The sequence below is a fragment of the Terrabacter koreensis genome, assembly GCF_054783315.1.
This window is the reverse complement of record NZ_BAAGQU010000004.1, coordinates 965,297-986,827: the sequence shown is the minus strand read 5'-3', so window position 1 is coordinate 986,827 and position 21,531 is coordinate 965,297. Positions and strand designations below refer to the sequence as shown.

Annotated in this window: 20 protein-coding genes; 5 read left to right on the top strand and 15 right to left on the bottom strand. The window is 72.6% G+C overall.

The window, feature by feature from the left end; genetic code table 11:
- Positions 1-16: 16 nt before the first annotated feature.
- The 5 genes from ACYVNR_RS07365 to ACYVNR_RS07345 form a co-directional block, all read right to left on the bottom strand.
- The gene (locus tag ACYVNR_RS07365) at positions 17-1,006 is read right to left on the bottom strand and encodes an alpha/beta hydrolase (protein WP_461047557.1); all 990 of its coding nucleotides are present in this window, start codon (positions 1,004-1,006) and stop codon (positions 17-19) included.
- Positions 1,007-1,071: 65 nt separating this feature from the next.
- Complete coding sequence (locus tag ACYVNR_RS07360; RefSeq protein WP_045188334.1) at positions 1,072-1,683, bottom strand: TetR/AcrR family transcriptional regulator; 612 nt, start codon at positions 1,681-1,683, stop codon at positions 1,072-1,074.
- 49 nt (positions 1,684-1,732) lie between these two features.
- Complete coding sequence (locus ACYVNR_RS07355) at positions 1,733-2,245, bottom strand: NUDIX hydrolase (protein WP_461047554.1); 513 nt, start codon at positions 2,243-2,245, stop codon at positions 1,733-1,735.
- A 9-nt stretch (positions 2,246-2,254) separates the two neighbouring features.
- Complete coding sequence (locus ACYVNR_RS07350) at positions 2,255-2,695, bottom strand: DUF6912 family protein (protein ID WP_458798410.1); 441 nt, start codon at positions 2,693-2,695, stop codon at positions 2,255-2,257.
- A complete protein-coding gene (locus ACYVNR_RS07345; protein WP_045188330.1) occupies positions 2,695-4,116 on the bottom strand; it encodes a WS/DGAT/MGAT family O-acyltransferase in 1,422 nt (473 codons plus the stop codon). The genes ACYVNR_RS07350 and ACYVNR_RS07345 overlap by 1 nt, the downstream gene beginning before the upstream one ends.
- A 40-nt stretch (positions 4,117-4,156) precedes the next feature.
- On the opposite strand from ACYVNR_RS07345, the gene ACYVNR_RS07340 reads away from it, so the two are divergent.
- Both ACYVNR_RS07340 and ACYVNR_RS07335 read left to right on the top strand, forming a co-directional pair.
- Positions 4,157-4,543 carry a cupredoxin domain-containing protein gene (locus tag ACYVNR_RS07340; protein WP_045188328.1) on the top strand — a complete coding sequence of 129 codons (387 nt, stop codon included), beginning with the start codon at positions 4,157-4,159 and terminating at the stop codon, positions 4,541-4,543.
- A gap of 28 nt (positions 4,544-4,571) precedes the next feature.
- The gene (locus ACYVNR_RS07335; RefSeq protein ID WP_461047551.1) at positions 4,572-5,963 is read left to right on the top strand and encodes a hypothetical protein; all 1,392 of its coding nucleotides are present in this window, start codon (positions 4,572-4,574) and stop codon (positions 5,961-5,963) included.
- A 31-nt stretch (positions 5,964-5,994) separates the two neighbouring features.
- On the opposite strand, the gene ACYVNR_RS07330 is transcribed toward ACYVNR_RS07335, so the two are convergent.
- Positions 5,995-7,488, bottom strand: a complete 1,494-nt coding sequence (locus ACYVNR_RS07330) for an AAA family ATPase (protein WP_461047549.1) — start codon at positions 7,486-7,488, stop codon at positions 5,995-5,997.
- Entirely contained in the window at positions 7,485-8,147 is a 663-nt protein-coding gene (locus ACYVNR_RS07325; RefSeq protein WP_458798414.1) for a CpaB family protein, read from the bottom strand. The genes ACYVNR_RS07330 and ACYVNR_RS07325 overlap by 4 nt, the downstream gene beginning before the upstream one ends.
- Before the next feature lie 198 nt (positions 8,148-8,345).
- Between ACYVNR_RS07325 and ACYVNR_RS07320 the strand changes: the two genes are divergently transcribed.
- Positions 8,346-8,573: a helix-turn-helix domain-containing protein gene (locus tag ACYVNR_RS07320; protein WP_045188324.1), complete on the top strand. Its 228-nt coding sequence runs from the start codon at positions 8,346-8,348 to the stop codon at positions 8,571-8,573.
- Positions 8,574-8,625: 52 nt separating this feature from the next.
- Here the strand turns inward: ACYVNR_RS07320 and ACYVNR_RS07315 are convergent, their stop codons facing one another.
- The gene (locus tag ACYVNR_RS07315; RefSeq protein WP_461047547.1) at positions 8,626-9,174 is read right to left on the bottom strand and encodes a hypothetical protein; all 549 of its coding nucleotides are present in this window, start codon (positions 9,172-9,174) and stop codon (positions 8,626-8,628) included.
- 99 nt (positions 9,175-9,273) lie between these two features.
- On the opposite strand from ACYVNR_RS07315, the gene ACYVNR_RS07310 reads away from it, so the two are divergent.
- Positions 9,274-10,263 (top strand): LysM peptidoglycan-binding domain-containing protein, encoded by a 990-nt coding sequence (locus ACYVNR_RS07310; RefSeq protein ID WP_461047545.1) that lies wholly within the window; start codon positions 9,274-9,276, stop codon positions 10,261-10,263.
- A complete protein-coding gene (locus ACYVNR_RS07305) occupies positions 10,260-10,832 on the top strand; it encodes an Rv3235 family protein (protein WP_461047544.1) in 573 nt (190 codons plus the stop codon). Before ACYVNR_RS07310 ends, ACYVNR_RS07305 begins: the two co-directional genes overlap by 4 nt.
- Positions 10,833-10,955: 123 nt before the next feature.
- On the opposite strand, the gene secA is transcribed toward ACYVNR_RS07305, so the two are convergent.
- From secA to mtrB, 7 genes are all read right to left on the bottom strand, one after another.
- Positions 10,956-13,778, bottom strand: coding sequence for a preprotein translocase subunit SecA (gene secA / locus ACYVNR_RS07300; protein WP_461047542.1), 2,823 nt, complete (start codon positions 13,776-13,778; stop codon positions 10,956-10,958).
- A 166-nt stretch (positions 13,779-13,944) separates the two neighbouring features.
- On the bottom strand, positions 13,945-15,156 hold the full coding sequence (locus ACYVNR_RS07295) for a winged helix-turn-helix domain-containing protein (protein ID WP_461047540.1): 1,212 nt from the start codon (positions 15,154-15,156) through the stop codon (positions 13,945-13,947).
- Positions 15,157-15,171: 15 nt separating this feature from the next.
- Complete coding sequence (locus ACYVNR_RS07290) at positions 15,172-15,858, bottom strand: response regulator (protein WP_045188317.1); 687 nt, start codon at positions 15,856-15,858, stop codon at positions 15,172-15,174.
- A 147-nt stretch (positions 15,859-16,005) separates the two neighbouring features.
- Complete coding sequence (gene hpf / locus ACYVNR_RS07285) at positions 16,006-16,650, bottom strand: ribosome hibernation-promoting factor, HPF/YfiA family (RefSeq protein ID WP_045188315.1); 645 nt, start codon at positions 16,648-16,650, stop codon at positions 16,006-16,008.
- Positions 16,651-16,933: 283 nt separating this feature from the next.
- Positions 16,934-17,875 carry a ComF family protein gene (locus tag ACYVNR_RS07280; RefSeq protein ID WP_461047538.1) on the bottom strand — a complete coding sequence of 314 codons (942 nt, stop codon included), beginning with the start codon at positions 17,873-17,875 and terminating at the stop codon, positions 16,934-16,936.
- A 156-nt stretch (positions 17,876-18,031) separates the two neighbouring features.
- Positions 18,032-19,822 (bottom strand): GerMN domain-containing protein, encoded by a 1,791-nt coding sequence (locus tag ACYVNR_RS07275; protein ID WP_461047536.1) that lies wholly within the window; start codon positions 19,820-19,822, stop codon positions 18,032-18,034.
- Positions 19,819-21,531: an MtrAB system histidine kinase MtrB gene (gene mtrB / locus ACYVNR_RS07270; protein WP_458798418.1), complete on the bottom strand. Its 1,713-nt coding sequence runs from the start codon at positions 21,529-21,531 to the stop codon at positions 19,819-19,821. Before mtrB ends, ACYVNR_RS07275 begins: the two co-directional genes overlap by 4 nt.

The window sequence follows — 21,531 nt, the reverse complement described above, 5'->3', positions numbered from 1 at the left end:
ACCAGCACGTGGACGCTCAGGCAGCTCCCGCGACCGAAGCCCCGGCCGGCGTGGCCAGACCGTGCGGGAAGGGAGCCGGTCGCTCGTCGCCGTGCAGCGTGGCCTCGACGGGCAGCCGGTCGACGAAACGGGACACCGCTCCCCCGACGGCGGCGTCGGCCAGGACGCGGCGGTGGCCGAGGCCGGCGGTCGAGAGCAGCTGGGCGCCCGGCCACGACCGCACGAGGCGTGCCGACGGTTCGTGCGGCGCCTCGCGGTCGAGCAGGTCGTGCACCACCAGCAGCTCGGGTCGTTCCCGCACGCCGAGGCCGGTCGCGATGCGGACGAGGTCGAGGTCGTCGACGGCGTAGCCCGTGCGACGGCGCGCTCGCTCGGCGAGCAGGCGGGTCGCCCTCGGCCCGAGGCCCAGCTCGCGCCCGATGCGGTCGAGCAGGTCGGGTATGCCGCTCGGCGGAGCCACGAGGACGAGGCGCTCGGAGGCGAGCCATCCGTCGCGGATGGCGAGCAGGGTTGCGAGGGCTCCCATCGAGTGCGCCACGACCGCCCGCGCCGGGCCGAACCGCGCGGCCACTGCATCCAGGGCCCGGCCGAGCTCTACCGCGTCGCTGGAGCGCGGCCCGTGTGCACCCGCATCCGAACGGCCGTGGCTGAGGCCGTCGAACGCGACGACCTGCAACCCCCGGTCGAGCAACGGCGCGACGAGCGGCACCATGTGCTCGAGGCTGCCGCCCCAGCCGTGCACGAGGTAGACGACCGGTCCGTCGCCCCACGACCAGCCACGGACGGCCCGGCCCCGCAGGTGCACCTCGAAGGGCGCACCGAGCAGCTCGCGCACGGTGGCCGGCGGACCGTCCGCCGCATCTCGCGCGGTGGCCTGGGGCAGCCGGAACCACAGGCGCTCCGCCGTGCGGGCGGCCAGCGCGGGTGACGTGCGGGCGAGGAGGCTCGCGCTGCGACGTAGAATAGTCCGAACGATCGTGCTTTTCTTGGCTGACGTGTGTGCCATGGTGATCACCTGTCTTCGGGGTGGTAGGGGTGTGAGCCGGTCAGTGGACCGCCCGGCCCGGCCGGTCAGGCCGGGCGGGCCTCGCCGGCGCCCGGCCGGCAGCTGTCGAGGAGCCGTTCGAAGGCTCGACGGGCCCGCCCCTCGGCGGAGCTGTCGCGCATGAGACGGCGGGCGTGGTGGTGGGCGAGCACGATCCCCTCGAGCTCGTAGGCGAACTGCTCCGGGTCGACGTCGTCACGGAAGTGCCCCTCGGCCACGGCCGTGCCGACGATCATCGTCACCGACTCGGCCTTGTCGCGTTCGGCGCGCACGAGCTCGTCTCGCACGGCACCCTCCTGGTCGTCGAACTCACTTGCGGCGTCGACGAACACGCAGCCTCCCCCGAAAGCGGTGGACTGCCACGTGAGCCAGCGGTCGAAGTACTCGCGCAGCCGGGGCTCCCCTCGCGGCGTCGCCAGGGTCGGCCTCATGACGACGTCGACGAACTTCTCGCGGGCATGCCGCAGCACCTCGACCTGCAGCGACTCCTTGGACGCGAAGTGCGCGTAGAGACCGCTCTTGCTCAGCTTGGTGGCAGCGGCCAGGGTGCCGATGGTGAGACCACCCAGGCCGACCAGCGAGGCGAGCTCGGTCGCTTCGTCGAGGACGGCGGCCTTGGTGCTCTCTCCCTTGCCCATGACCCAATAAAAGCACGACCGTTCGGTTGTGACAAGCCCCGTGCGCGCGTCAACGGCGGGCCGACCAGTCGCGGAGCACCGCGGTCCACACGGCAACGCTGTCGGGCACGAGGCTGTCGGGCTCGTCCGTGATGCGCCGCAGCAGGTCGTCCACCGGCACCCACTCCCCCCACGAGACCTCCTCGGGCTGCCAGCGGATCGGCCCGTCCCACGACGTGACGAAGCGGAACGCCCGGTAGCGGGTGTGGTCGTCGGCGTAGTCCACCGGTGCGAGCTCCACGAGAGGCTCGCCTGACACCCCGAGCTCCTCCTCGACCTCGCGCACCGCGCCGTCGCGAGGGCCCTCCCCCGCAAGCACGACTCCCCCGGCCGCGAAGTCCAGCAGCCCCGGGTAGACGTCCTTCGTCTCCGTGCGCCGGTGCAGGTAGACCCGCCCGAGCCGGTCGCGCACCACCACCGACGACGCGGCGTGGCGCAGGTTCCGCGCCCGCATCACCGAACGCGGGGCCGACCCGACCACCTGACCGGCTTCGTCGTAGAGGGCGACTACTTCGTCGGCCACGGCGCCCCCTCAGCCGAAGAACGCGCGTACGTCGTCGAGCTCGGTGACGTCGTACCAGAGCAGTTCGTCGGCCTCCTCGTCGACCCCCGCCGTCACCTCGTCGTCGACGTGGAAGGAGGCGACCCGCGACAGCGGCACCGGGGCCGTCAGCACCACGCGGGACACCGGCCGGCCGTCACCCGGCGCCACCCAACCGGGATCGGCGTCGGCGGAGGCGACGACCCGCCGGTCGCGTGGCGTCGCCCGCAGCCCGCCCGCGGCCTCGACGGCGTCGCTGAAGGCGGCGTACTCGAGGTCCTCGACGTCGAGACCCGGCGCGCTCTGCTCGAGACCGGCCGTGACGGCATACGCGACCCTGGGGTTGCCCGGGCCGGCCGCGAGCGAGCCGCCCGCCGACAGCTCCTCGAGGCCCTCCCGGCCCAGTGGGACGTAGACGCGCACGACGGGCATCAGCCCTCCCTCCCGCTCGTCAGCTCGGCGAGCGACTCGACGATGGCCTGCCCGAGCACGTCGACGTCGGGCATCGCCTCGCGGTCGGCGTTGAGGCCGAAGTAGACCCCGCCGTTGTACGACGTGATGCCGATCGACAGCGCCTGCCCCTTGGCGAGCGGCGTCACCGGGTAGGTCGAGAGCATCTCGGCGTCGCCGGCGTACAAGGGCTCCTGGGGGCCGGGGACGTTGGTGATCATGACGTTGTAGAGGCGCCGCGACATCGCCGAGCCGAGCCGGGCGCCGAGCGCGTGCAACGTCGGCGGCGCGAAGCCGGCGAGGTTGGCCAGCGACGTGGCCCCCACGGCCTGGCCGCCCTCCATCTGCTGGCGCATGGCGAACGCGATCTGGTGCAGCCGCATGGAGGCGCCCGGCTCGCCGACGGGCAGGTTGACGACGCACGCCATGACCTGGTTGGCGTACATGCCCGCCGGGTCGTCGCCGTAGATGCTCACCGGCACCATGGCGCGCACGACCGTGTGCGGGCTGACCGGCTCGCCCCGGCCCAGCAGCCACGCCCGGAAGCCGCCGGCGATCGTCGCGAGCACGACGTCGTTGATCGTCACGTCCTCGGCGTAGGCACCGCGCGCGAGGCGCTTGCGCACCAGGCGGTAGTCGTCGAGGTCGGTGGCGACCATGACCCACCGACGGGCCGACCCGATCTCGGCGTTGAGGGGAGAGTCCGGCGCCGGGCGGGCCGCGGTGCGGGCGACGGTGGAGAGCACCTGGCCCGCCGACTCGACCGCCCGCAGACCGACGTTGAGGGCGTCGTTGAGACCGCCGCGCACGAGGTCGACGACCTGCGTCGGGCGCCGCACGGCGTCGACGACCGCCCCGGTGACGAGCTCGACGGACGACGGGCCTCGCTGCGGCTCCCACGGCGGCGGGTCGTCGTCGAGGTCCTCCCCCTTCACGGCGTCGACGATCACGTGCGCGATGTCGAGGGCGTTGACGCCGTCGATGAGGGCGTGGTGCGTCTTCGTGACGATGGCGAACCGCCCGTCGTGCAGGCCCTCGACGAGGTAGACCTCCCAGAGCGGGCGCGTGCGGTCGAGCTTGCGCGGCTGCACGCGGGCGACGAAGTCCTGCAGCTGCCGGTCGCTGCCCGGACGGGGCAGGCCCGCGCGACGGACGTGGTAGCCCATGTCGAAGGCCTCGTCGTCGACCCACACCGGGTTGGCGATGCGCCCCGGCACGTCGCGCACCTTCTGGCGGAACCGCGGGATCGCGCCGATGCGACTCTCGATGATGCGCACCAGCTGGTCGTAGTCGAAGCCCTCGCGTGGCGGCTGGAAGACCATGACCGAGCCGACGTGCATCGACGTGGTGGACTCCTCGAGGTAGAGGAACGACGCGTCGAGCGAGGTCAGCCGGTCAGACATGGTCACACTCTGCCAGAACGCCTTACGTAGGATCGTGGCCATGCCAGCGTTTCGCGCCCTGCCGTATGCCGTCTGCGTGCTCGCCCTCGCGGGCGTCACCGCCTGCTCGTCCAGCAGCGCGACCGACGGCACCGCGGCGGCCACCGGCGTGAGCTCCACGGGCTCGGTCAAGCGACTCCAGGTCTCCGTCACGGGCACCACCGTCACGCCCGCTCCCGCCCAGGTCGAGCTGCCGGTCGGGTCGACGCTCGAGCTCGTCGTGACGTCCGACCACGACGACGAGCTGCACGCCCACGGCTTCGACGCCGAGACCGAGATCAAGGCCGGCGTGCCGGCGACGCTGCGCCTCACCGCCACGGAGCCCGGCTCCTACGAGGTCGAGACCCACGAGCCGGCCCTCACGCTGCTCACGGTCGCCGTCCGCTGACGGCGCCGCACCCGGAACGCCGACCGTCATGGCCCCTCCCGTAGCCCTCACCGCCGGCGCCGCGCCGGCCCTCGTCCCCTCGATCCCGCAGGCCGCGTGGCCCGCCGTCGCACCGGCGCACGGGGTCGGCAGCCGCGGCGACCTGCCCCTGCCCTTCGCGGCGCTCGTCATCGCTGCCCTCGCCGCGCTGGTCATCTCCTTCGTCGCCATCAGCACCCTGTGGCGCGAGCCGCGTCTGCGCGCCAGCGACGGCATCCTGCTGCCCGCCCCCGTCGCGGCCGTGCTCGACTCGCGGTGGCTGCGGCTCGCGGCGCGGCTGCTCGCGGCGCTGCTGACCGTCTGGACGCTCGTGGCGCTCGTCCTCGGTCCGGACTCGGCGCGCAACCCCGTTCCCCACGTCGTCTACGTGTGGCTGTGGGTCGGTCTCGCGTTCGCCTCGATGCTCCTCGGCCCGGTGTGGCGGGTCATCAACCCGCTCCGGGCCCCGCACGCCGTGCTGCTGCGGCTGGCCAGGGTCTCGCCCGACCTCGCGGCCCTGCCCTACCGGTGGGGACTCTGGCCCGCAGCGGTCGGACTCGGCGCCTTCACCTGGGTCGAGCTCGTCGCCGAGGACAACACGTCGATCGGCTTCCTCCGGGTGCTTGTCGCTGCCTTCATCGCCCTCTCGATGCTCGGCGCCGCCGTCTTCGGCCGAGCCTGGTTCGAGCAGGGCGACCCCTTCGAGGCCTGGTCGCGACTGCTCGGCCTGCTCTCACCCCTCGGTCGTCGCACCGACGGGCGCTGGGTGCTGCGCACTCCGCTCCACGGCGTGAACGGGCTGCGGGGCCGGCGGGGGCTCGTGCCCACGGTGGCCGTGATGCTCGGCGGGACGGCATACGACGGCTTCTCGGCGAACCTGTCGTGGGCCACGTTCGTGCAGACGTCCTCGGTGCCCTCGTCACTGCTCAGGACGGCGACGCTGCTCGCCTTCTTCGCCCTCGTGGCCGGGACGATCTGGCTCGCCTCGGTGGTGTCAGTGGCACTTGCCGGCGAGCCCCTGCGGCGCTCGTTCTCCTTCGTCAGCGACATCGCGCCGTCGCTCATCCCGATCGCCGGCGGCTACGTCGTCGCCCACTACTGGTCGCTGTGGGTCTACCAAGGGCAGTACGCCTGGGTGCTGCTCACCGACCCGCTCGGCACCGGCGCCGACGTGCTCGGAACCGCCGACCTCACGCCGGACGACACGCTCATCCAGCCGACGCTCGTCGCGACGATCCAGGCGGTCAGCATCGTCGTAGGCCACCTGCTGGGCGTCCTCGCCGCCCACGAGCGCGCGATCACCGTGCTCGAGCGGCGGGCCGCCGTGATCGGGCAGGTGCCGCTCATGGTCGTCATGATCTTCTACACGGTCGGTGGGCTGACGATCCTCTTCGCACCCTGAGGCCGCACGGCGACTCTCTCGATCGGCCCTGTCAGGCCTCGACCGCTGCCGCCGCGCGCCCCGACAGCCGCCTCCGGCGAGCCCGCCGGTCCTTGTGGTGCCGACGGTCCCCGTCAGGAAGGGTCCACGGGAGCACCGCGCTCGCGAGGTCGGCGACGGCACGGCGCACCGGCGAGTCGGGCGCGTGCTCGACGACCGACCGGCCGGCGAGCAACGCCGCGTCGAGGGTGGCGGGGTCGTCGGGCACGAACCGCACCGAGTCGAGCCCGGCGAAGCGCAGCAGCGAGTCGGCGATGCGCGACTCGGGCCGCGACCCGACCGCCCCGGCCCGAACGCGGTTGACGACCGGCACCGGATCGCCCGAGGGCACGGTGCCGAGCTCTTGGAGACCGCGGACGAACCGCTGCAACGCCACGGGGTCCGCCCCGCCGACGGCCACGACGAGATCGGACGCGGCCAGCGACGTCAGTGTCGCCTCGTTGCGCCGGGGCGCGGACGTGTCGTAGCTCAGCTCCTCGTCGTCCTCGAGGCAGAAGCCGCAGTCGACGACCACGACACCGACGAGCGACCGGCTGAGGTCGAGCACGCGCTCGAGCGCGGCCGCCCGCACCTCGGGCCAGCGCTCTGCCTTCGGCAGGCCGGTGAGGACGCGCAGCCCGGGCACGACCTCGGGCGCCACCCGAGCCAGCATCGGCAGGTCGAGCAGGCCCTGGTCGGCCGCTCGGCACGCGGCTGCGATGCCGGGCGCCTCGTCGAGCAGGCCCAGCGACTGCGCGACGCACCCCCCGTAGGTGTCGGCGTCGACGAGCAGCACCTCGACGCCACGGCTGGCGACCTCTGCGGCGAGCGTCGTCGCGAGAACCGTGCGGCCGGGTGCCCCGGTCGGGCCCCAGACCGCGACGACGGGAGCCCTCTCCGGACCGCGGGGTGCGCCGTGGCCCTGCCGCCGGCTGTGGCCGTGCGGATCGCTCGCCCCTGCGGACGACCTGTCCCCCTCGGGGAGTGCGCCGGAGGGAAGCCAACCGGTCGCGCCGTCAGCGTCTCCGGGCCGGTCGCCCTCTGACGGGGCGGCCCCGACCGCAGCCTGGTGCGCCGCGTCGACGCCGCTCGCACCAGATGCGCCGTCAGGCGTCGGCTCGGCCACCCCACCGGCGAGGGCGGCTTCGAGGTCGTCGAGGGTGGGGTCCTCCTCGAGGCACGCGGCCCAGCGGTCGGGCCCGGCGTCGACGGGCAGGGTGGTGCTGACGGTGAGCTGACGCAGCCGCCGCTCGGACTGCTCGTCGTCGGGCGGGTAGACGCCGATGACGCGGATCCGGTGGGAGCGCAGCCGGTCCACGACCGACAGGTCCAGACCGCGCAGGTCGGACGACACCACGGCGGTGTCGCCGAGCCCCGCCTCCGCCACCGACAGCAGCTCTGGCACGTCGGCGCACCGTCGGCTGACGACGACGCCCCGGACGCCTTCGAGCGTCGTCGCGACCGCGGACTCCCAGCGGTGGCCCAGGGCGGTCAGGACCTCGGTCATGCCCCGCCGCCGGACACCGCACCGACCGAGGGCACGAGCGTCAGCTTGGCCTCCGCGTCGACCGCCTCGACGAGGGGCTGGACCTTGTCCGCTGGCACGTAGATCTGGACGGACGTCATCGACCCGGCCCCGAAGCCCCCGCTGCTCGTGAGCACGTTCGCGACAGCCGCAGAGCGCAGCACGCGCTGGGTCGAGACCGCGGCCCGCTCGCCGGTGGTCGCAGCCTTGGGGGTGACGAACACGTCGACCCGGCTGCCCCGCGTGAGGCCAGAGGTCGACATCGCGTCTGCCCGCACGGTCACCCGCTGGACGTCCACCTCGTCGGCCGCGCCGACGGCAGACGCGGGGACCAGCTCACCCGCCCGGACGTCGCGGAGCAGGAACGAGCCGGTGGGCGCCGGGGCGTCGGCACCGAGGTAGGCGTTCATGCCGTCGGCCAGGCGCACGTCGGCCCGCACGAACGACGTGGCCTCCACCGCGTCACCCGCGACGAGGTTGGTGGCGGCGACCCAGACGGGCACGCGGTCGTCGGCGCTCGCCACGGCCTTGGCGCCGAGCGTGGCGGCCACGATGACGAGGAGGACGCCCACGACGAGGCGGCTGTCTCGCCACGAGGGTCGTTGGAGTCTCTTGGCGCTCGGCCTGGCCAGCTCGGTCATGTGGGCCCCCTGTGGTCCGCTGTCGATGGCGACGCCGCCCGAGCACGAAGGCCGTCCGACGCCGGGAACATCTTGCATCAGGTGGCGGCACACCGCGCGCCCGGAGCCACAGCTGTGGACGGCGTGCCACGACGTGGTCGCCACGCAACTACGATGAGGGCGAGATCGTCGCGTGCCGGTGCCTGAGGAGGATTCAACGTGGCCCAGCGGTTCCTGCAGCTCGCCGAGGTGTCGGAGATCCTCAACATCTCCTCGGCCCAGGCGTACGCCCTCGTGCGATCGGGCGAGCTGCCGGCGATCAAGATCGGCGGGCGCGGCCAGTGGCGCGTCGAGGCGACCGAGCTCGAGAGCTACATCCAGCGCATGTACGCCGAGACCAAGTCGTTCGTGCAGGCCCACCCCTTCGGCGGCGGCGCCGAGGAGTGAGCCGGCGCCCCCCGTGGGGCTGATCGCTGTGGCTGGTGGGCCGACCCGCCGCTCAGCTGATCCGGCGCACCGACCCCAGTGACCAGAAGGGCACGATCAGCCGACCGGTGACGTTGGCCGAGCGTCGCGCCTCGTCGGCAGCGTGCTCGGCCAGCTCGAGGTGGTCGGCACCGACGACGTCGATCGTGCCGGTCACGAGGCGCCCGTCGACGTCGGCGAGCTCGACGACAGCCCGGTCGCGGCTCGCGGCCCGGAGCGCGGCGCCGAGGCCGAAGCGCTTCGCGACCACCGACGGCGTGCGGGCGCCCGGGCCGATGCCCGTGATCCCCCGGACGGCCGCGAGGGCCACCAGGCAGGGGCGCCCCGGCGCCGTCTCGACCAGCGCCCAGTCGGGCCCCACGTCGACGAGGCGACCCGTGACCACCCGCCCGGGCAGGTGCAGACCGACGCGGTTCGCGTCGACGTTGGCCAGCAGGCGCGTGTGGACGTCGAGCAGCGCCCGCTCTCGTCGCACGCGGTCGGCGACCTCCGAGTCGAGCTCGCGGCTCTCGTCGAGGGCGAGCTGAGCCGCGAGGTCGTCGAACAGCCGGTCCCAGCGCATGGCCACACCCTTCCCTGCCGCGTGGCCACGAGCCACCCGGCACGATCTTGACCAACACCATACTTGACCAAACACAAGCAAACTGCATTGAATGGACGCATGCACAGGGGAACGCAGCGCGGGCAGGGCGCCACCACCGACAACCCCCAGGAGTCGCGGGGCCGCCCCGTCCGAGCGCCGGGGCGCTTCGCTCGCCTCCCGTCCGGCCTCTGGTCACGGCCGTTCCTCCGGGGCGTCGCCGCTGCCGCCGTCGGTCTCGGCGTGGCGCTCGCGGCCCTCCGGATGCTGGCGGCCGTCGCCATCCGTGGCACGGGCGCACCCGCCGGGGCCGCGCGACCCGACGACGTGCTCATCCTGCTCCTGGCCTGGGTGGGTGTCGCCCTCGCCGCCTGGCTGGCCCTGGGCTCGCTGCTCGGCCTGTTTGCAGCGCTTCCCGGCGCGGCCGGGCGCGTGGCGGCAGACCTCGCGCGGCGCATCACGCCGGTGGCGGCTCGCAAGGCGCTGACGCTGGTGCTCGGGGCCTCCGTCGGCTCCGTCGCCCTCCCCCCGGCGCAGGTGTCCAGCGCCGGCTCCGCACCCACGCACTCCGCCACGGCACGCGACGTGACCTCGGGGGCTCCCGTCGGGTCCTCAGCCCCGGAACCGGGATTCGCGCCCAGCGGGTCCGCCGCCGCCGTCCCGGAGCTCGTCCCCGCCGTCGTCCCCACACCGGGCGCGCGCCCGGTGCCCGGCGGCGACACCGAAGGTCCCGGCTACGTCCCCTCCGCGCCGCCACGAGTGCTCCCGGCCGACCGCTCGCGGCTGCTGGCGCCCTCGCCCCGGGCGACCGCCGGCACCCATGACGTCGTGACCGTCCGCCGCGGCGACACCCTGTGGGCCGTCGCCGCACGGCACCTCGGACCCGACGCCTCCGACGCGCAGGTCGCTCGCGAGTGGCCCCGGTGGTATGCCGCCAACCGCGACGTCATCGGCGACGACCCCGACCTGCTCGTCCCGGGCCAGCAGCTGCGACCGCCTTCCCACCTGACCAGCGCGCCCACCGCCCACCACGCGGCGCCCGTCCCTGCCGAGCGAGGAGCACACCGATGAGCAGCGTCTCGAGCACCCCTGAGCACTCCCCCACCACGTTCCGCGAGATGGGCGCCCCCGCCGGCGTCCGCGGGACGGAGGGCTTCGTCGTGCGCCGCATCCCGCAGACCGCGCCGCGGGTCATCAGCGCCGACGAGGCCTGGCACGGCGAGCAGCCCTACGCGCAGGACGCCCTCGCCCTCGACTTCTTCGGCGCACGCGACGACGAGGACTTCGGGCGCCAGCCGACACGCAGCAGCCTGCTCCCCGACCCGGCAGGAGTCGTGGGGCGGCTCGCCCAGGCCGTCGTCGAGGTGGTCTCCGGTCAGCGGCCGGCGCCCCAGCTGATCCGGCACACCGCGCCCACCGTCTACTCCGTGATCGCGCGACAGGCGATGGTGGCGGCGCGACGGCGCACCCCCGGCCCACGACGGGCGGCTGTGGTGCGGCGGGTCCGGGTCTGCGAGCCGGCCGACGGCATCGTCGAGGCCTGTGCCGTCGTGGTGTCGCACGGCAGGGTCCGGGCTCTCGCACTGCGCCTGGAGGGCCTCGACGGTCGTTGGCTGCTGACCGCGCTCACCATCGGGTGAGGTCACGGCGCCACTCATCGAGAAAGCGATCCGTCCGGCCGGACGGATCGCTTTCTCGAGTGTTGGGTGGGGTGCCCGTGCGGGCGTGTGCGGTGCCGCGCACGCGCGTCACGGCATAGGGGGTCAGCGGCGCTTGCGCTTGACCTTCTTGCCCCGGCGGTCGGCCTTGCGCTCGACGGTCTGCTGACCGCCCGTCTCGACGGCGCGGCCGTCCTCGCCCGGTGCGGTGTAGCGCAGTGTGCCGGAGCGCTGCCCGTCCGTGTCGAGGTCGACACCCGAGACCTTGACGCCGGCCCCGAAGGCGCGGCTCCCGTTCGTGCCCACCGGCTCGTCCGCCGACGCGGCACCCGTGGTGTCGTCGGGCACCGGCGCCGCCGCGAGGCCACTCACGAGGTCGCCCACCGCCATGGGAGCCGCGCCCACCGGCGCTGCGGGCGCCTCGGGCACCTGGACCTCGACGGAGAACAGGTGCGAGACCGACTCCTCCTTGATGGCCTCCATCATCGCCTCGAAGAGCTGGAAGCCCTCGCGCTGGTACTCGATGAGGGGGTCACGCTGGGCCATTGCGCGCAGCCCGATTCCCTCCTGCAGGTAGTCCATCTCGTAGAGGTGCTCGCGCCACTTGCGGTCGAGCACCGAGAGCACGACGCGGCGCTCGACCTCACGCATCGTCTCGGAGCCGAGCGTCTCCTCACGCTGGTCGTACGCGTGGTGCGCATCGGACATCAGCTGCTCGCGGAGCAGCTCGGCGGTCACGGCCTGCCGGCCGCCCGCCATGTCCTCGACCTCCTCGATGGTCAGCGACACCGGGAAGACCTGGCGCATCGCGTCCCACAGCTTCTCGAGGTCCCAGTCGGCGGCGAAGCCCTCGGCCGTGGCCGCGTCGACGTAGGAGTTCACGACGTCGTTGACGAAGAGTCGCAGCTGCTCGTGGAGGTCCTCCCCCATGAGCACCGCCCGACGCTCGTCGTAGATGACCTGGCGCTGGCGGTTCATGACGTCGTCGTACTTGAGGACGTTCTTGCGGATCTCGTAGTTCTGGGCCTCGACCGCGCCCTGGGCCTTCTGGATCGAGTTGGTGACCATCTTGCTCTCGATCGGCACGTCGTCCTCCATGCCGGCGGTCTGCATGAAGCGGTCGACGAGACCGGCGTTGAACAGGCGCATGAGGTCGTCGTTGAGCGAGAGGTAGAAGCGCGACTCGCCCGGGTCACCCTGACGGCCGGAGCGACCACGCAGCTGGTTGTCGATGCGGCGCGACTCGTGCCGCTCGGTGCCCAGGACATAGAGACCACCGAGCTCGGTGACCTCCTCGTGCTCGGCCGCCACGTCGCGCTCGGCCTTGGCGAGCGCCTCGTCCCAGGCGGCTTCGTACTCCTCCGGCGTCTCGTGCGGGTCGAGGCCGCGCCGCTTCAGCTCCGCAACGGCCCGGAACTCCGAGTTGCCACCGAGCATGATGTCGGTGCCTCGGCCGGCCATGTTCGTCGCGACGGTGACGGCGCCCTTGCGGCCGGCGTCGGCGACGATGGCGGCCTCGCGCTCGTGCTGCTTGGCGTTGAGGACCTCGTGCTTGATGCCGCGCTTCTTCAGCTGCTGCGAGAGGTACTCGCTCTTCTCGACGGACACGGTGCCCACGAGCACCGGCTGGCCCACGGCGTGCTTCTCGGCGATGTCGTCGACCACGGCGTCGTACTTGGCGACCTCGGTGCGGTAGACGAGGTCCGGCTGGTCCTTGCGGATCATCGGGCGGTTCGTCGGGATCGGGATGACGCCGAGCTTGTAGATCGAGTTGAGCTCGGCGGCCTCGGTCTGGGCCGTGCCCGTCATGCCGGAGAGCCTCTCGTACATGCGGAAGTAGTTCTGGAGGGTGATCGTGGCGAGCGTCTGGTTCTCGTTCTTGATCTCGACGCCCTCCTTCGCCTCGATCGCCTGGTGCATGCCCTCGTTGTAGCGGCGACCGGGGAGCATGCGTCCCGTGTGCTCGTCGACGATGAGGATCTCGCCGTTCATGACGACGTAGTCCTTGTCCTTCTTGAACAGCTCCTTGGCCTTGATGGAGTTGTTCAGGTAGCCGATGAGCGGCGTGTTGACCGTGTCGTAGAGGTTGTCGATGCCGAGGAGGTCCTCGACGCGGGCGATGCCCGACTCGAGCACGCCGACGGTGCGCTTCTTCTCGTCGACCTCGTAGTCGCCGCGGCCGTCCTCGCCGCGGTTGAGGCGCTGGGCGATGCGGGCGAACTCGACGTACCACTTGGTCGCGAGGTCGGCCGGGCCCGAGATGATGAGCGGCGTGCGGGCCTCGTCGATGAGGATCGAGTCGACCTCGTCGACGATGCAGAAGTTGTGGCCGCGCTGCACGAGCTCGGACGGGTCCCACGCCATGTTGTCGCGGAGGTAGTCGAAGCCGAACTCGTTGTTCGTGCCGTAGGTGATGTCCTTGGCGTACTCGGCCCGGCGCTGCTCGGGCGTCATCGACGCGAGGATGCAGCCGGTCTCCATGCCGAGCGCGCGGTGCACACGGCCCATCAGCTCGGACTGGTACTCGGCGAGGAAGTCGTTGACGGTGATGACGTGCACGCCCTTGCCGGACAGGGCGTTGAGGTAGCTCGGCAGGGTCGCGACGAGGGTCTTGCCCTCACCGGTCTTCATCTCCGCCACGTTGCCCATGTGCAGGGCTGCGCCGCCCATGATCTGCACGTCGAAGTGACGCTTGCCCAGGGTGCGCTTGCTCGCCTCACGGACGGCTGCGAACGCCTCCGGCAGGAGCATGTCGAGGGTCTCGCCGTTGTCGAGGCGCTCGCGGAAACCCTTGGTCTCGTCGCGCAGCTCCTCGTCGGTGAGCTTCTCGAAGTCGGCCTCGAGGGCGTTGACCTGCTTGGCGATGCCCTGGAGCTTCTTCAGGGTCCGGCCTTCGCCGGCGCGAAGCAGCTTCTCGATGACGGCCATCTGGTGATCTCACTCCCGACTGAACGTGTGGACTCGCCCGGTGGGCGGGCTCCATCGCCCGTGATGGGTCACGGGACCCGCCTAGGCTAGCCGCCTTCCCGACGGAACGACCAACGCACCGGCCGGCGCCGGGGTTCCGGATCGGCAACGGTGGGTGGGGCGACGTTCAGGCCGCCGCGACGTCGATGCGCGCGAGGCCAAGCCAGGCAGCCATCGACTCGAGGTTGGCCACGAGCGCGGGTCGTGCCTCGGCCGGCGCGCCGGGCTCCCAGGACACCCGGTGGCAGCGCAGCACGCCGGCCGCGCGGTCGGCCTTGAGGTCGCAGCGCGCCACGAGCGCGTCGCCGAAGAGGAACGGCAGCACGTAGTAGCCGTGCACGCGCTTGTGGGCCGGCGTGTAGATCTCGATGCGGTAGTGGAAGTCCCACAGGGCGTGGATGCGCTCGCGTTGCCAGACCAGCGAGTCGAACGGGCTCAGGAGCGCCTCGGCGTGGGCTCGCCGGGGCAGCCTCGCGTCGGCGTGCAGCCACGCGGGCTTCCATCCGGGCACCGTCACCGGCACGAGCTCGCCGTCGGTCACCAGCCTCGCGATCGCCGGCCGGGCGTCCTCGCGGCGGATACGGAAGTAGTCGGCCAGGCACAGCTCGGTGCCGACCCCGTGCGCCCGGGCGGCGATGCGCACGAGCTCGACGTAACGCTCGGGGTCGGCCTCCGCGCCGGGGCGGTGGGTCCAGGCCGGCCGCAGGGCGGGCGGGGCGGTGGCCGACAGGGCTGCGTAGCGGCGCTCGAACTGGCTCGTGCGTCCGGCGGAGCTGATGCGACCGGCCCAGAAGAGGTACTCGAGGGCCTGCTTGACCTCGGACCAGTTCCACCCCCAGTGGGCGGTGCTGCGGGGCTGGTCGTGCTCGAGGGCGACCTCGACCTCGCGTGCCGTCATCGGCCCGCGGGCCTCGACCTCGGCCTGGACGACGTCGACGAAGTCGGGCCGTTCCTCGAGGATGCGGCGCATGCCGCCCCAGGCCTTCTCGGCGGCGGCGCGCATGCGGAAGTCGAGCAGCGGCCACGTCGAGGGCGGCACGAGGCTCGCCTCGTGAGCCCAGTACTCGACGAGGCGGCGCGGCGCGCGGTCCCGCGCCCGGTCGAGCAGACCGGTGTCATAGGGCCCGAGCCGGGCGAAGAGCGGGAGGTACTGGCTGCGGGTCAGCACGTTGACGCTGTCGATCTGGATGACGCCGACCCGGTCGACCACCCGCTGGACGTGCCGCATCGTCGCCGTGAAGGGCGCCGGTCGTGGGTCGAGCAGCCCCTGGGCGGCGATCGCGACGCGGCGTGCCTGGGCGCGCGACATCGCGCGCCCGCCTGTGGTCGCCACTGTCATGCGGTCACCCGGCGCTCACTCCTCGGGGTCGATGAGGCGCTGGCGGACGGCATACATGGCCGCCTCCATGCGCGAGTGCATCTGGAGCTTGTCGAGGATGTTGCGGATGTGGTTGCGCACCGTGTTCTCGGAGATGAACAGCTCGGTGGCGATCTCGCGGTTCAGCCTGCCGCGCGCGACGAGCCTGAGGATCTCCAGCTCGCGCTCGGTCAGCCGCGGCAGCTCGAGCCCGGGGGTGGGCGCGGGCACGGTCTCGCGCTGGCTGATCTGCGCGAACTCGAGGAGCAGCTTGGAGGCCATCAGCGGCGACAGGAGCGACTGGCCGTGGAAGACACCGCGTATGCCGGCCGCGACCTCCTCGGGAGGGACGTCCTTGAGCAGGTAGCCGTTGGCGCCGGCCCGGACCGCCTCGAAGAGGTTGGCCTCGTCGTCCGAGCTGGTGAGCATGAGGATGCGGGCCGACGGGACCCGCTGCTTGATGACGCGGCAGGCGTCGATGCCACCGCGCTTGGGCATGCCGACGTCCATGACGATGACGTCGGGCAGCTTCTCCTCCGCCTGGTCGACCGCCTCGACCCCGTCAGCGGCCTCGCCGACGATCTCGATGCCGTCCTCGGTGGCGAGGACGGTCTGCAGCCCCCGACGGTAGAGCGCGTGGTCGTCGACGATGAGGACGCGGATGACGTCTGGCGGGGGGTTCACGCGCCCAGTTTGTCAAAGACTGCCGACACCGTGCCCGGTGAGGCGCACGACGAGGATCCGTGTCGGCGCGAACGCGGTCGGAAGAGGCGTCGAGGCACCCTCCGCAGCGGAGGGCGCCTCGACGTGGGGTGTCTGCGGACGACGGTGTCAGCCCGTCGCTGCGACGTCGACGTCGGTCTCGAGGTGCAGCACGCCGTAGCTCCATCCGCGCCGCCGGTAGACCACGCTCGGGCGGTCGGTGTCGGCGTCGTGGAAGAGGAAGAAGTCGTGACCCACGAGCTCCATCTGGTTCACGGCGTCCTCGAGCGACATCGGGGCCGCGGTGTGGATCTTCTCGCGCACCTCGATCGGTGAGTTGCCCAGGGCTCCGAAGCGCTCGAGGTCGTCGACACCGCCTTCTCCGGCTGCGGTGTCGGCCTCGACCGGACGCGTGCCGTTGGCGGACGCGTCGATGCGGGCGGTCGCCTGTGCGACCGACTCGGGGATCCGTCGTCCGCGGCTGACCCGCCGCTTGTCGTGCACCCGCCTCAGGCGTTCCATGAGCTTGTCCACAGCCGCGTCGAGAGCGGCGTACTTGTCGTCGAGACAAGCCTCCGCCCTGATCACGGGTCCCTTTGCGTGGCAGGTGATCTCGACCTTCTCGGACCCGCGGGCAACTCGCTCGTGGGTGACGACGACGTCGACACGGTGCACCTTGGGGGCGAGCGCCTGGACCTTGGCCAGTCGCTCGTCGAGCTGCTCACGGAATCGGTCGGGAATCTGGACGTGGCGTCCAGTGACGACGATCTCCACAGTTCCTCCTTGATCGCGCACGTCTTCTTCGTGCGGCGGCAGTGAGAGTGGTCCGGGCCTCTGGTCACCTAGGACAGGCCCGCGGTCAACGCGGCACCACCTCTTCCGGTCGATCACGTCCCGCGGAGTCGACCGGAAGGCCGCTCGCAGTGGGACGGGGGTCCATGACCCGACACTACTTGGGCCTCGCGTCCACTGGGAAGGCATCCGACGCAACCTGCTGGAACATCACATTCCGCTCGCTCGGCGGGCGCTCGAGAGCCCCGCCAGCGGCACCCGGGAGTCAGCCGCGGGTGCGCTGGGTGGCGGCGATCGTGGCGCCCACGACAGGTCCGGCGCCGACCGCTCTCAGGGCCCGTGCGGCCTCCGCGAGGGTGGCCCCGGTCGTCACGACGTCGTCGACGAGGAGACACCTTCGGCCACGAACGACGTTGTGCCACAGGGGTTTCACCGTCAGCGCACCCTTCAGGTTGCCCCGCCGAGCGGCCGTGCCGAGTCCCGACTGGTCCTCGACGCGACGCACGTGCCCGAGCGCGGGGGTCACCCGGATGACCAGGGCCGGGCCGGCGCGTTCGGCGCAGGGGACCCCGGTCGGGCGGGCACGTCCGACGATCCCGGCCGCCGCCTGACAGAGGCCCACCATCGGCGTGTCGCCGCGCTGCCGTTCGGCGTGCCGCGACGACGGCGCCGGCACGACGAGCACCTCGCCGTCATCCCAGCCCAGTCCGTCGAGCGCACCCACGATCGACGCCGCCAGCAGCGGCACGAGGACTCTGACGAGGTCGCGTCGGCCCCCGTCCTTCCACGCCGAGACGACGGCTCGGAGCGGGTCGGCGTAGATGCCCCACGCATGCACCGGGGGCATCCCGGCCGGCGCGCGGTGCGGCACCACCCACGGGGCGCCTCCGCCCCGTCCTGGCCGGTCGTCATCCGGCGCGGGCGGTCCCACCTCGGCCGGCCGTCCGCCGTGGGCGCGCAGCCGCTCGTCCGCAGCCGGACGCGTACGGACCCGTGGTGGCCCCGCACCGGCCGCGGGCTCGACGAAGGCTAGCGCCGCCAGGGCTCGGGAGCACCGCGCGCACCACTCGTCGCCGGGGCGGAGGCAGCCGCCGCACTCGCGCGGGAGCACCAGGTCGAGCAGCTCGCTCGCTCTCAGCGTGCGGGCCCGCCGCTCGACGAGCTCGCGGGTCCGGCGCGTCCAGCCCACCGACCTGCCGGCACCCATCCGGTCCCCCTCCGCTCGCCACGTCTCTCGCGACCAGCCAAGCGGATCGGTCGGTGGGCATCGACCCCGCCACCGGCCCTTGGGGACAAGGGCTCGACCGACAGAGGGGATGTGGAGGAGGATCCCGGCGCGGTGGATGCGGCCACGGTGGCCGCCTCAGCCGCCGGGCACCAGGACGTCGCTCCCCCGCTCGATGGGCGGCCAGTTCGACCCTGCCCGGGCCAGCACCCGGTTGTCGCTCGTGACGATGAGGATGCCGCGAGGCCCGCCGACCGACGTGATGGTCACGGCACCGGGCACCGCGTTGAGGCGCCCCGCCTCGCGCCGCGCGCCGTCCACGCCGGACCCGATCGTGGCGAGCCACGGTCGCATCGGGTCGTTCGGCGCCACCTGCCCGAGCAGCGCGTAGCTCGTCGGGTCGAGCCAGGTGACGTCCTGGATGCGGGTCAGGGACTGGGCCTGGCGCAGCGGCGCGGTCACGGACTTGGGTTCGCCGTTCGACGCCCTGACGACGCCGCTCAGGCCCACCTGCTCGTCGATGCCGTTGCGGTCGGTCGTGATGACCAGCAGCCGCGTCCCGTCTGCCGACATGGACAGCCGCTTGACCCTGCGGTCCTTGAGCCACGGCGTGGCAACGGCCCTGGGCGCAGCCTTCGGGTCGCTCGACACGGCGTCGAGCGCGAAGATGCGGTAGGCGCCCGACTCGTCCACCCCGGCGACCCAGAGGTAGCCCCCCGCGTCGTAGACCGGGCGGACCAAGGACGTCGCGAAGGGCGGCACCGCCCTGGTGGGGTCGGTCGCCCGCCAGATCGACAGGTCGTTCCGGTTGCCCGACACCGCGGCGACCTGCTTGCCGTCGGCCGACAGGGCCAGGTCGCGCCACGTGTCGGGGATGCGCCCGACGTCGATGTCCTTCGGTTTGAGGTCCGGACGCTTGACGGCCGGGGTGTCGGGCACGCGCGGGTCGATGCGTCGGATGGTGTCGCCGCGCCGCAGCAGCGCGGTGTCGAGCGCCGGCGTGGACACGACGTCGTAGCCGAGGTCGGCCGCCGACCCCACGGACGTGACGCCGCCGGGGAGCTCGAGCGGCGTGTTGTCGACGGAGAGGGACACCGACCCCACCGACGCGACCTGGCTGAGGGTCTTGGTCAGCTGGGCCCACATCGCGGCGCGACCGGCTGGGTCGGCCGAGAGGGCCTGGCTGCTCAGGTTCACCTGGGCGCGGCTGTTCGAGACCGGGACCGCGTTGACGGCGAGGGTCGTGCCGCGGGGCACCCCGGTCGTGACGGCCCCCAGCAGGTGCGTCGGCACGTCGCTCAGCTGGGCTCGCGCCAGGGTCGTCGCGAGACGAGACCCGTTGGGGAACCAGCGAGAGTCGGGCACGAGGTCGCGCCCCGTCGGGCTGACGTAGTAGATGAACCGGTTGGCGAACACGCGGTTGAACTGGTCGTTGTCGAGCCACAGGCCGAACCCGCGGGTGGGCAGCTCGATCCGCCACTCGCCACCGACCCTCGCCATGCCGAGCAGGAGCCGCGCACGCACGCCCGGCGGCTGCTCGACGTAGCGCCCGTCGGGGCTCACCCTGGCCAGCACGTCGGCGGTGACCTCGACGGAGTCCTCGTCGACCCGCCGGAACGAGAGGTCCCCGTCGTAGACGACGACGTCGGCGCTGGACCAGCGCCACAGGTCGACCGACTGGGGGGCGAGGAAGCTCTTGCCGGTGGCGTGCGTCTCGTCGGCATCCTCACCTGCCCGGAGGAAGCCCCGCACCACGGCTTCCTGGCTGGCACCGTCGGCCGGGCCGACCGCGACGACACGCACCGGCTCGTTGACGGCGTCGCCGAGCACCCGGCCCTCGACCACGGGGCCCGTGGTCGGCAGGCCGCCGCACCCCGCGAGGAGGGTGGCGACCGCCACGAGCAGGGCGACGAGCGCGCGCCGTCTCACGGGGAGCGCTCCACCGTGATGCGCCGCAGCCGCAGCGTGTCGTCGTCGGCGCCGCCGGCGGAGGCAGCCGCCTTGGCCGCACGAGCGGCCTCGGCCGCGAGCGGGCTCAGCGGCAGGGGCGAGCTCGTGATCGTCGCCTCGGCCTTGCGCGGGAGGGTCAGCCGGAAGCAGGAGCCCTCGCCCCGTGCACCCCACGCCTCGAGACGGCCAGCGTGCAGACGGGCGTCCTCCAGGGCGATGGCGAGACCGAGACCGGTGCCACCCGTCGTGCGCGCGCGTGCGGGGTCGGCGCGCCAGAACCGGGTGAAGACCAGCGCCGCCTCGCCGGGGCGCAGGCCGACGCCGTGGTCGCGGACGGTGACCGCGACGGCGGAGTCGTTGTAGCCGATGGTCACCTCGACCGGCTTGCCCTCGCCGTGCTCGATGGCGTTGGAGACGAGGTTGCGCAGGATGCGCTCGATGCGGCGCGAGTCCATGTCGGCCACGACCGGCGCCGCCGGCGTGTTGACGACGAGCCGGGTGCCCTTGCGGGCGGCGAGGGTGCGGTGGGCGTCGACGGCCCGCTCGACGCAGGCCCGCAGGTCGCCCGCCTCCACCTCCAGCACGGCGGCGCCGGCATCGAAGCGGGAGATCTCGAGCAGGTCGCTCAGCAGCGACTCGAACCGGTCGAGCTCACCGCGCAGCAGCTCGGCCGAGCGCGCCACGGTGGGCTCGAAGTCGCCCCGGGAGTCGTGGATGAGGTCACCGGCCATCCGAATGGTCGTGAGCGGCGTACGCAGCTCGTGGGAGACGTCGGAGACGAAGCGCTGCTGCACGCGCGAGAGGTTCTCGAGCTGCGCGATCTGCTGCTGGATCGAGGCGGCCATGCCGTTGAACGAGTTGCCGAGACGCGCGAGGTCGTCCTCCCCCTTCGCCCGCATGCGCTCGTTGAGGTTGCCCTCGGCGAACCGCTCGGCGACGGCGGCCGCGCGCCGGACCGGGTCGGCCACGAGGCGGGTGACGACGAAGGCGATGGCACCGATGAGGACGATGAGCGCGAAGCCGCCCACGAGGAAGGTGTTGCCGATCGACCGAATGATCTCGCGCTCGCGGTCCATCGGGTAGATGAAGTACAGCCCGTAGTTGCCGGCGACGGGCAGCACGACCGTCTGTCCGACGATGACGGCCGAGATGCTGTCGTTGCCCTCGTCGATGGTCGCGACCTGTAGGTGCTGGCGGTCGGTCTGGGTCGCCACCTGGCGGCGCAGCTCGTCGGGGATGTAGCGCAGGCCGACGCTGCCGCTCTCGATGGAGCGGACGGTGAACGGTGAGGTGTTGTCGTCGGAGCGCGTCAGCACGACGTAGCGGGTCTCGTTGCCGGCGTCGCGACGGTACGAGTTGACCAGCGTGGTGGCGAACTGCGTCAGCTTCGCCTCGGTGTCGGTCTGGTCGGTGGAGTCGAACTTGTCCTGCGCGTCCTGCGCGTCACGCAGGCTGTCCTCGGCCGCGATGCGCTGCCTGCTGTCGACGAGGTTCTGCGCGATGGATCCGTAGAGGTAGGTGCCCACCGCAGTGAGGACGAGGATGCCCAGCAGCATCGTCACGACGACGACGCGGAAGCCGAGGGACGCCCGCCACAGGTGCAGCACGCGCTGCCACCAGCCACGCAGCGTCGATCCGGCCCGCGAGGCCAGGCCCCCGAGTCCGCTGGTGGCCGCGCGCTCACTCAT

What these genes read in the sequence shown, in the direction of transcription:
- ACYVNR_RS07340 (WP_045188328.1), top strand. Translation starts at nt 4,157, where the DNA reads ATGCCAGCGTTTCGCGCCCTGCCGTATGCCGTCTGCGTGCTCGCCCTC.
- ACYVNR_RS07335 (WP_461047551.1), top strand. Translation starts at nt 4,572, where the DNA reads ATGGCCCCTCCCGTAGCCCTCACCGCCGGCGCCGCGCCGGCCCTCGTC.
- ACYVNR_RS07345 (WP_045188330.1), bottom strand. Translation starts at nt 4,116, where the DNA reads ATGTCTGACCGGCTGACCTCGCTCGACGCGTCGTTCCTCTACCTCGAG.
- ACYVNR_RS07310 (WP_461047545.1), top strand. Translation starts at nt 9,274, where the DNA reads ATGCACAGGGGAACGCAGCGCGGGCAGGGCGCCACCACCGACAACCCC.
- ACYVNR_RS07325 (WP_458798414.1), bottom strand. Translation starts at nt 8,147, where the DNA reads ATGACCGAGCTGGCCAGGCCGAGCGCCAAGAGACTCCAACGACCCTCG.
- ACYVNR_RS07315 (WP_461047547.1), bottom strand. Translation starts at nt 9,174, where the DNA reads ATGCGCTGGGACCGGCTGTTCGACGACCTCGCGGCTCAGCTCGCCCTC.
- ACYVNR_RS07350 (WP_458798410.1), bottom strand. Translation starts at nt 2,695, where the DNA reads ATGCCCGTCGTGCGCGTCTACGTCCCACTGGGCCGGGAGGGCCTCGAG.
- ACYVNR_RS07365 (WP_461047557.1), bottom strand. Translation starts at nt 1,006, where the DNA reads ATGGCACACACGTCAGCCAAGAAAAGCACGATCGTTCGGACTATTCTA.
- ACYVNR_RS07360 (WP_045188334.1), bottom strand. Translation starts at nt 1,683, where the DNA reads ATGGGCAAGGGAGAGAGCACCAAGGCCGCCGTCCTCGACGAAGCGACC.
- ACYVNR_RS07305 (WP_461047544.1), top strand. Translation starts at nt 10,260, where the DNA reads ATGAGCAGCGTCTCGAGCACCCCTGAGCACTCCCCCACCACGTTCCGC.
- ACYVNR_RS07280 (WP_461047538.1), bottom strand. Translation starts at nt 17,875, where the DNA reads ATGGGTGCCGGCAGGTCGGTGGGCTGGACGCGCCGGACCCGCGAGCTC.
- mtrB (WP_458798418.1), bottom strand. Translation starts at nt 21,531, where the DNA reads ATGAGTGAGCGCGCGGCCACCAGCGGACTCGGGGGCCTGGCCTCGCGG.
- ACYVNR_RS07330 (WP_461047549.1), bottom strand. Translation starts at nt 7,488, where the DNA reads ATGACCGAGGTCCTGACCGCCCTGGGCCACCGCTGGGAGTCCGCGGTC.
- secA (WP_461047542.1), bottom strand. Translation starts at nt 13,778, where the DNA reads ATGGCCGTCATCGAGAAGCTGCTTCGCGCCGGCGAAGGCCGGACCCTG.
- ACYVNR_RS07295 (WP_461047540.1), bottom strand. Translation starts at nt 15,156, where the DNA reads ATGACAGTGGCGACCACAGGCGGGCGCGCGATGTCGCGCGCCCAGGCA.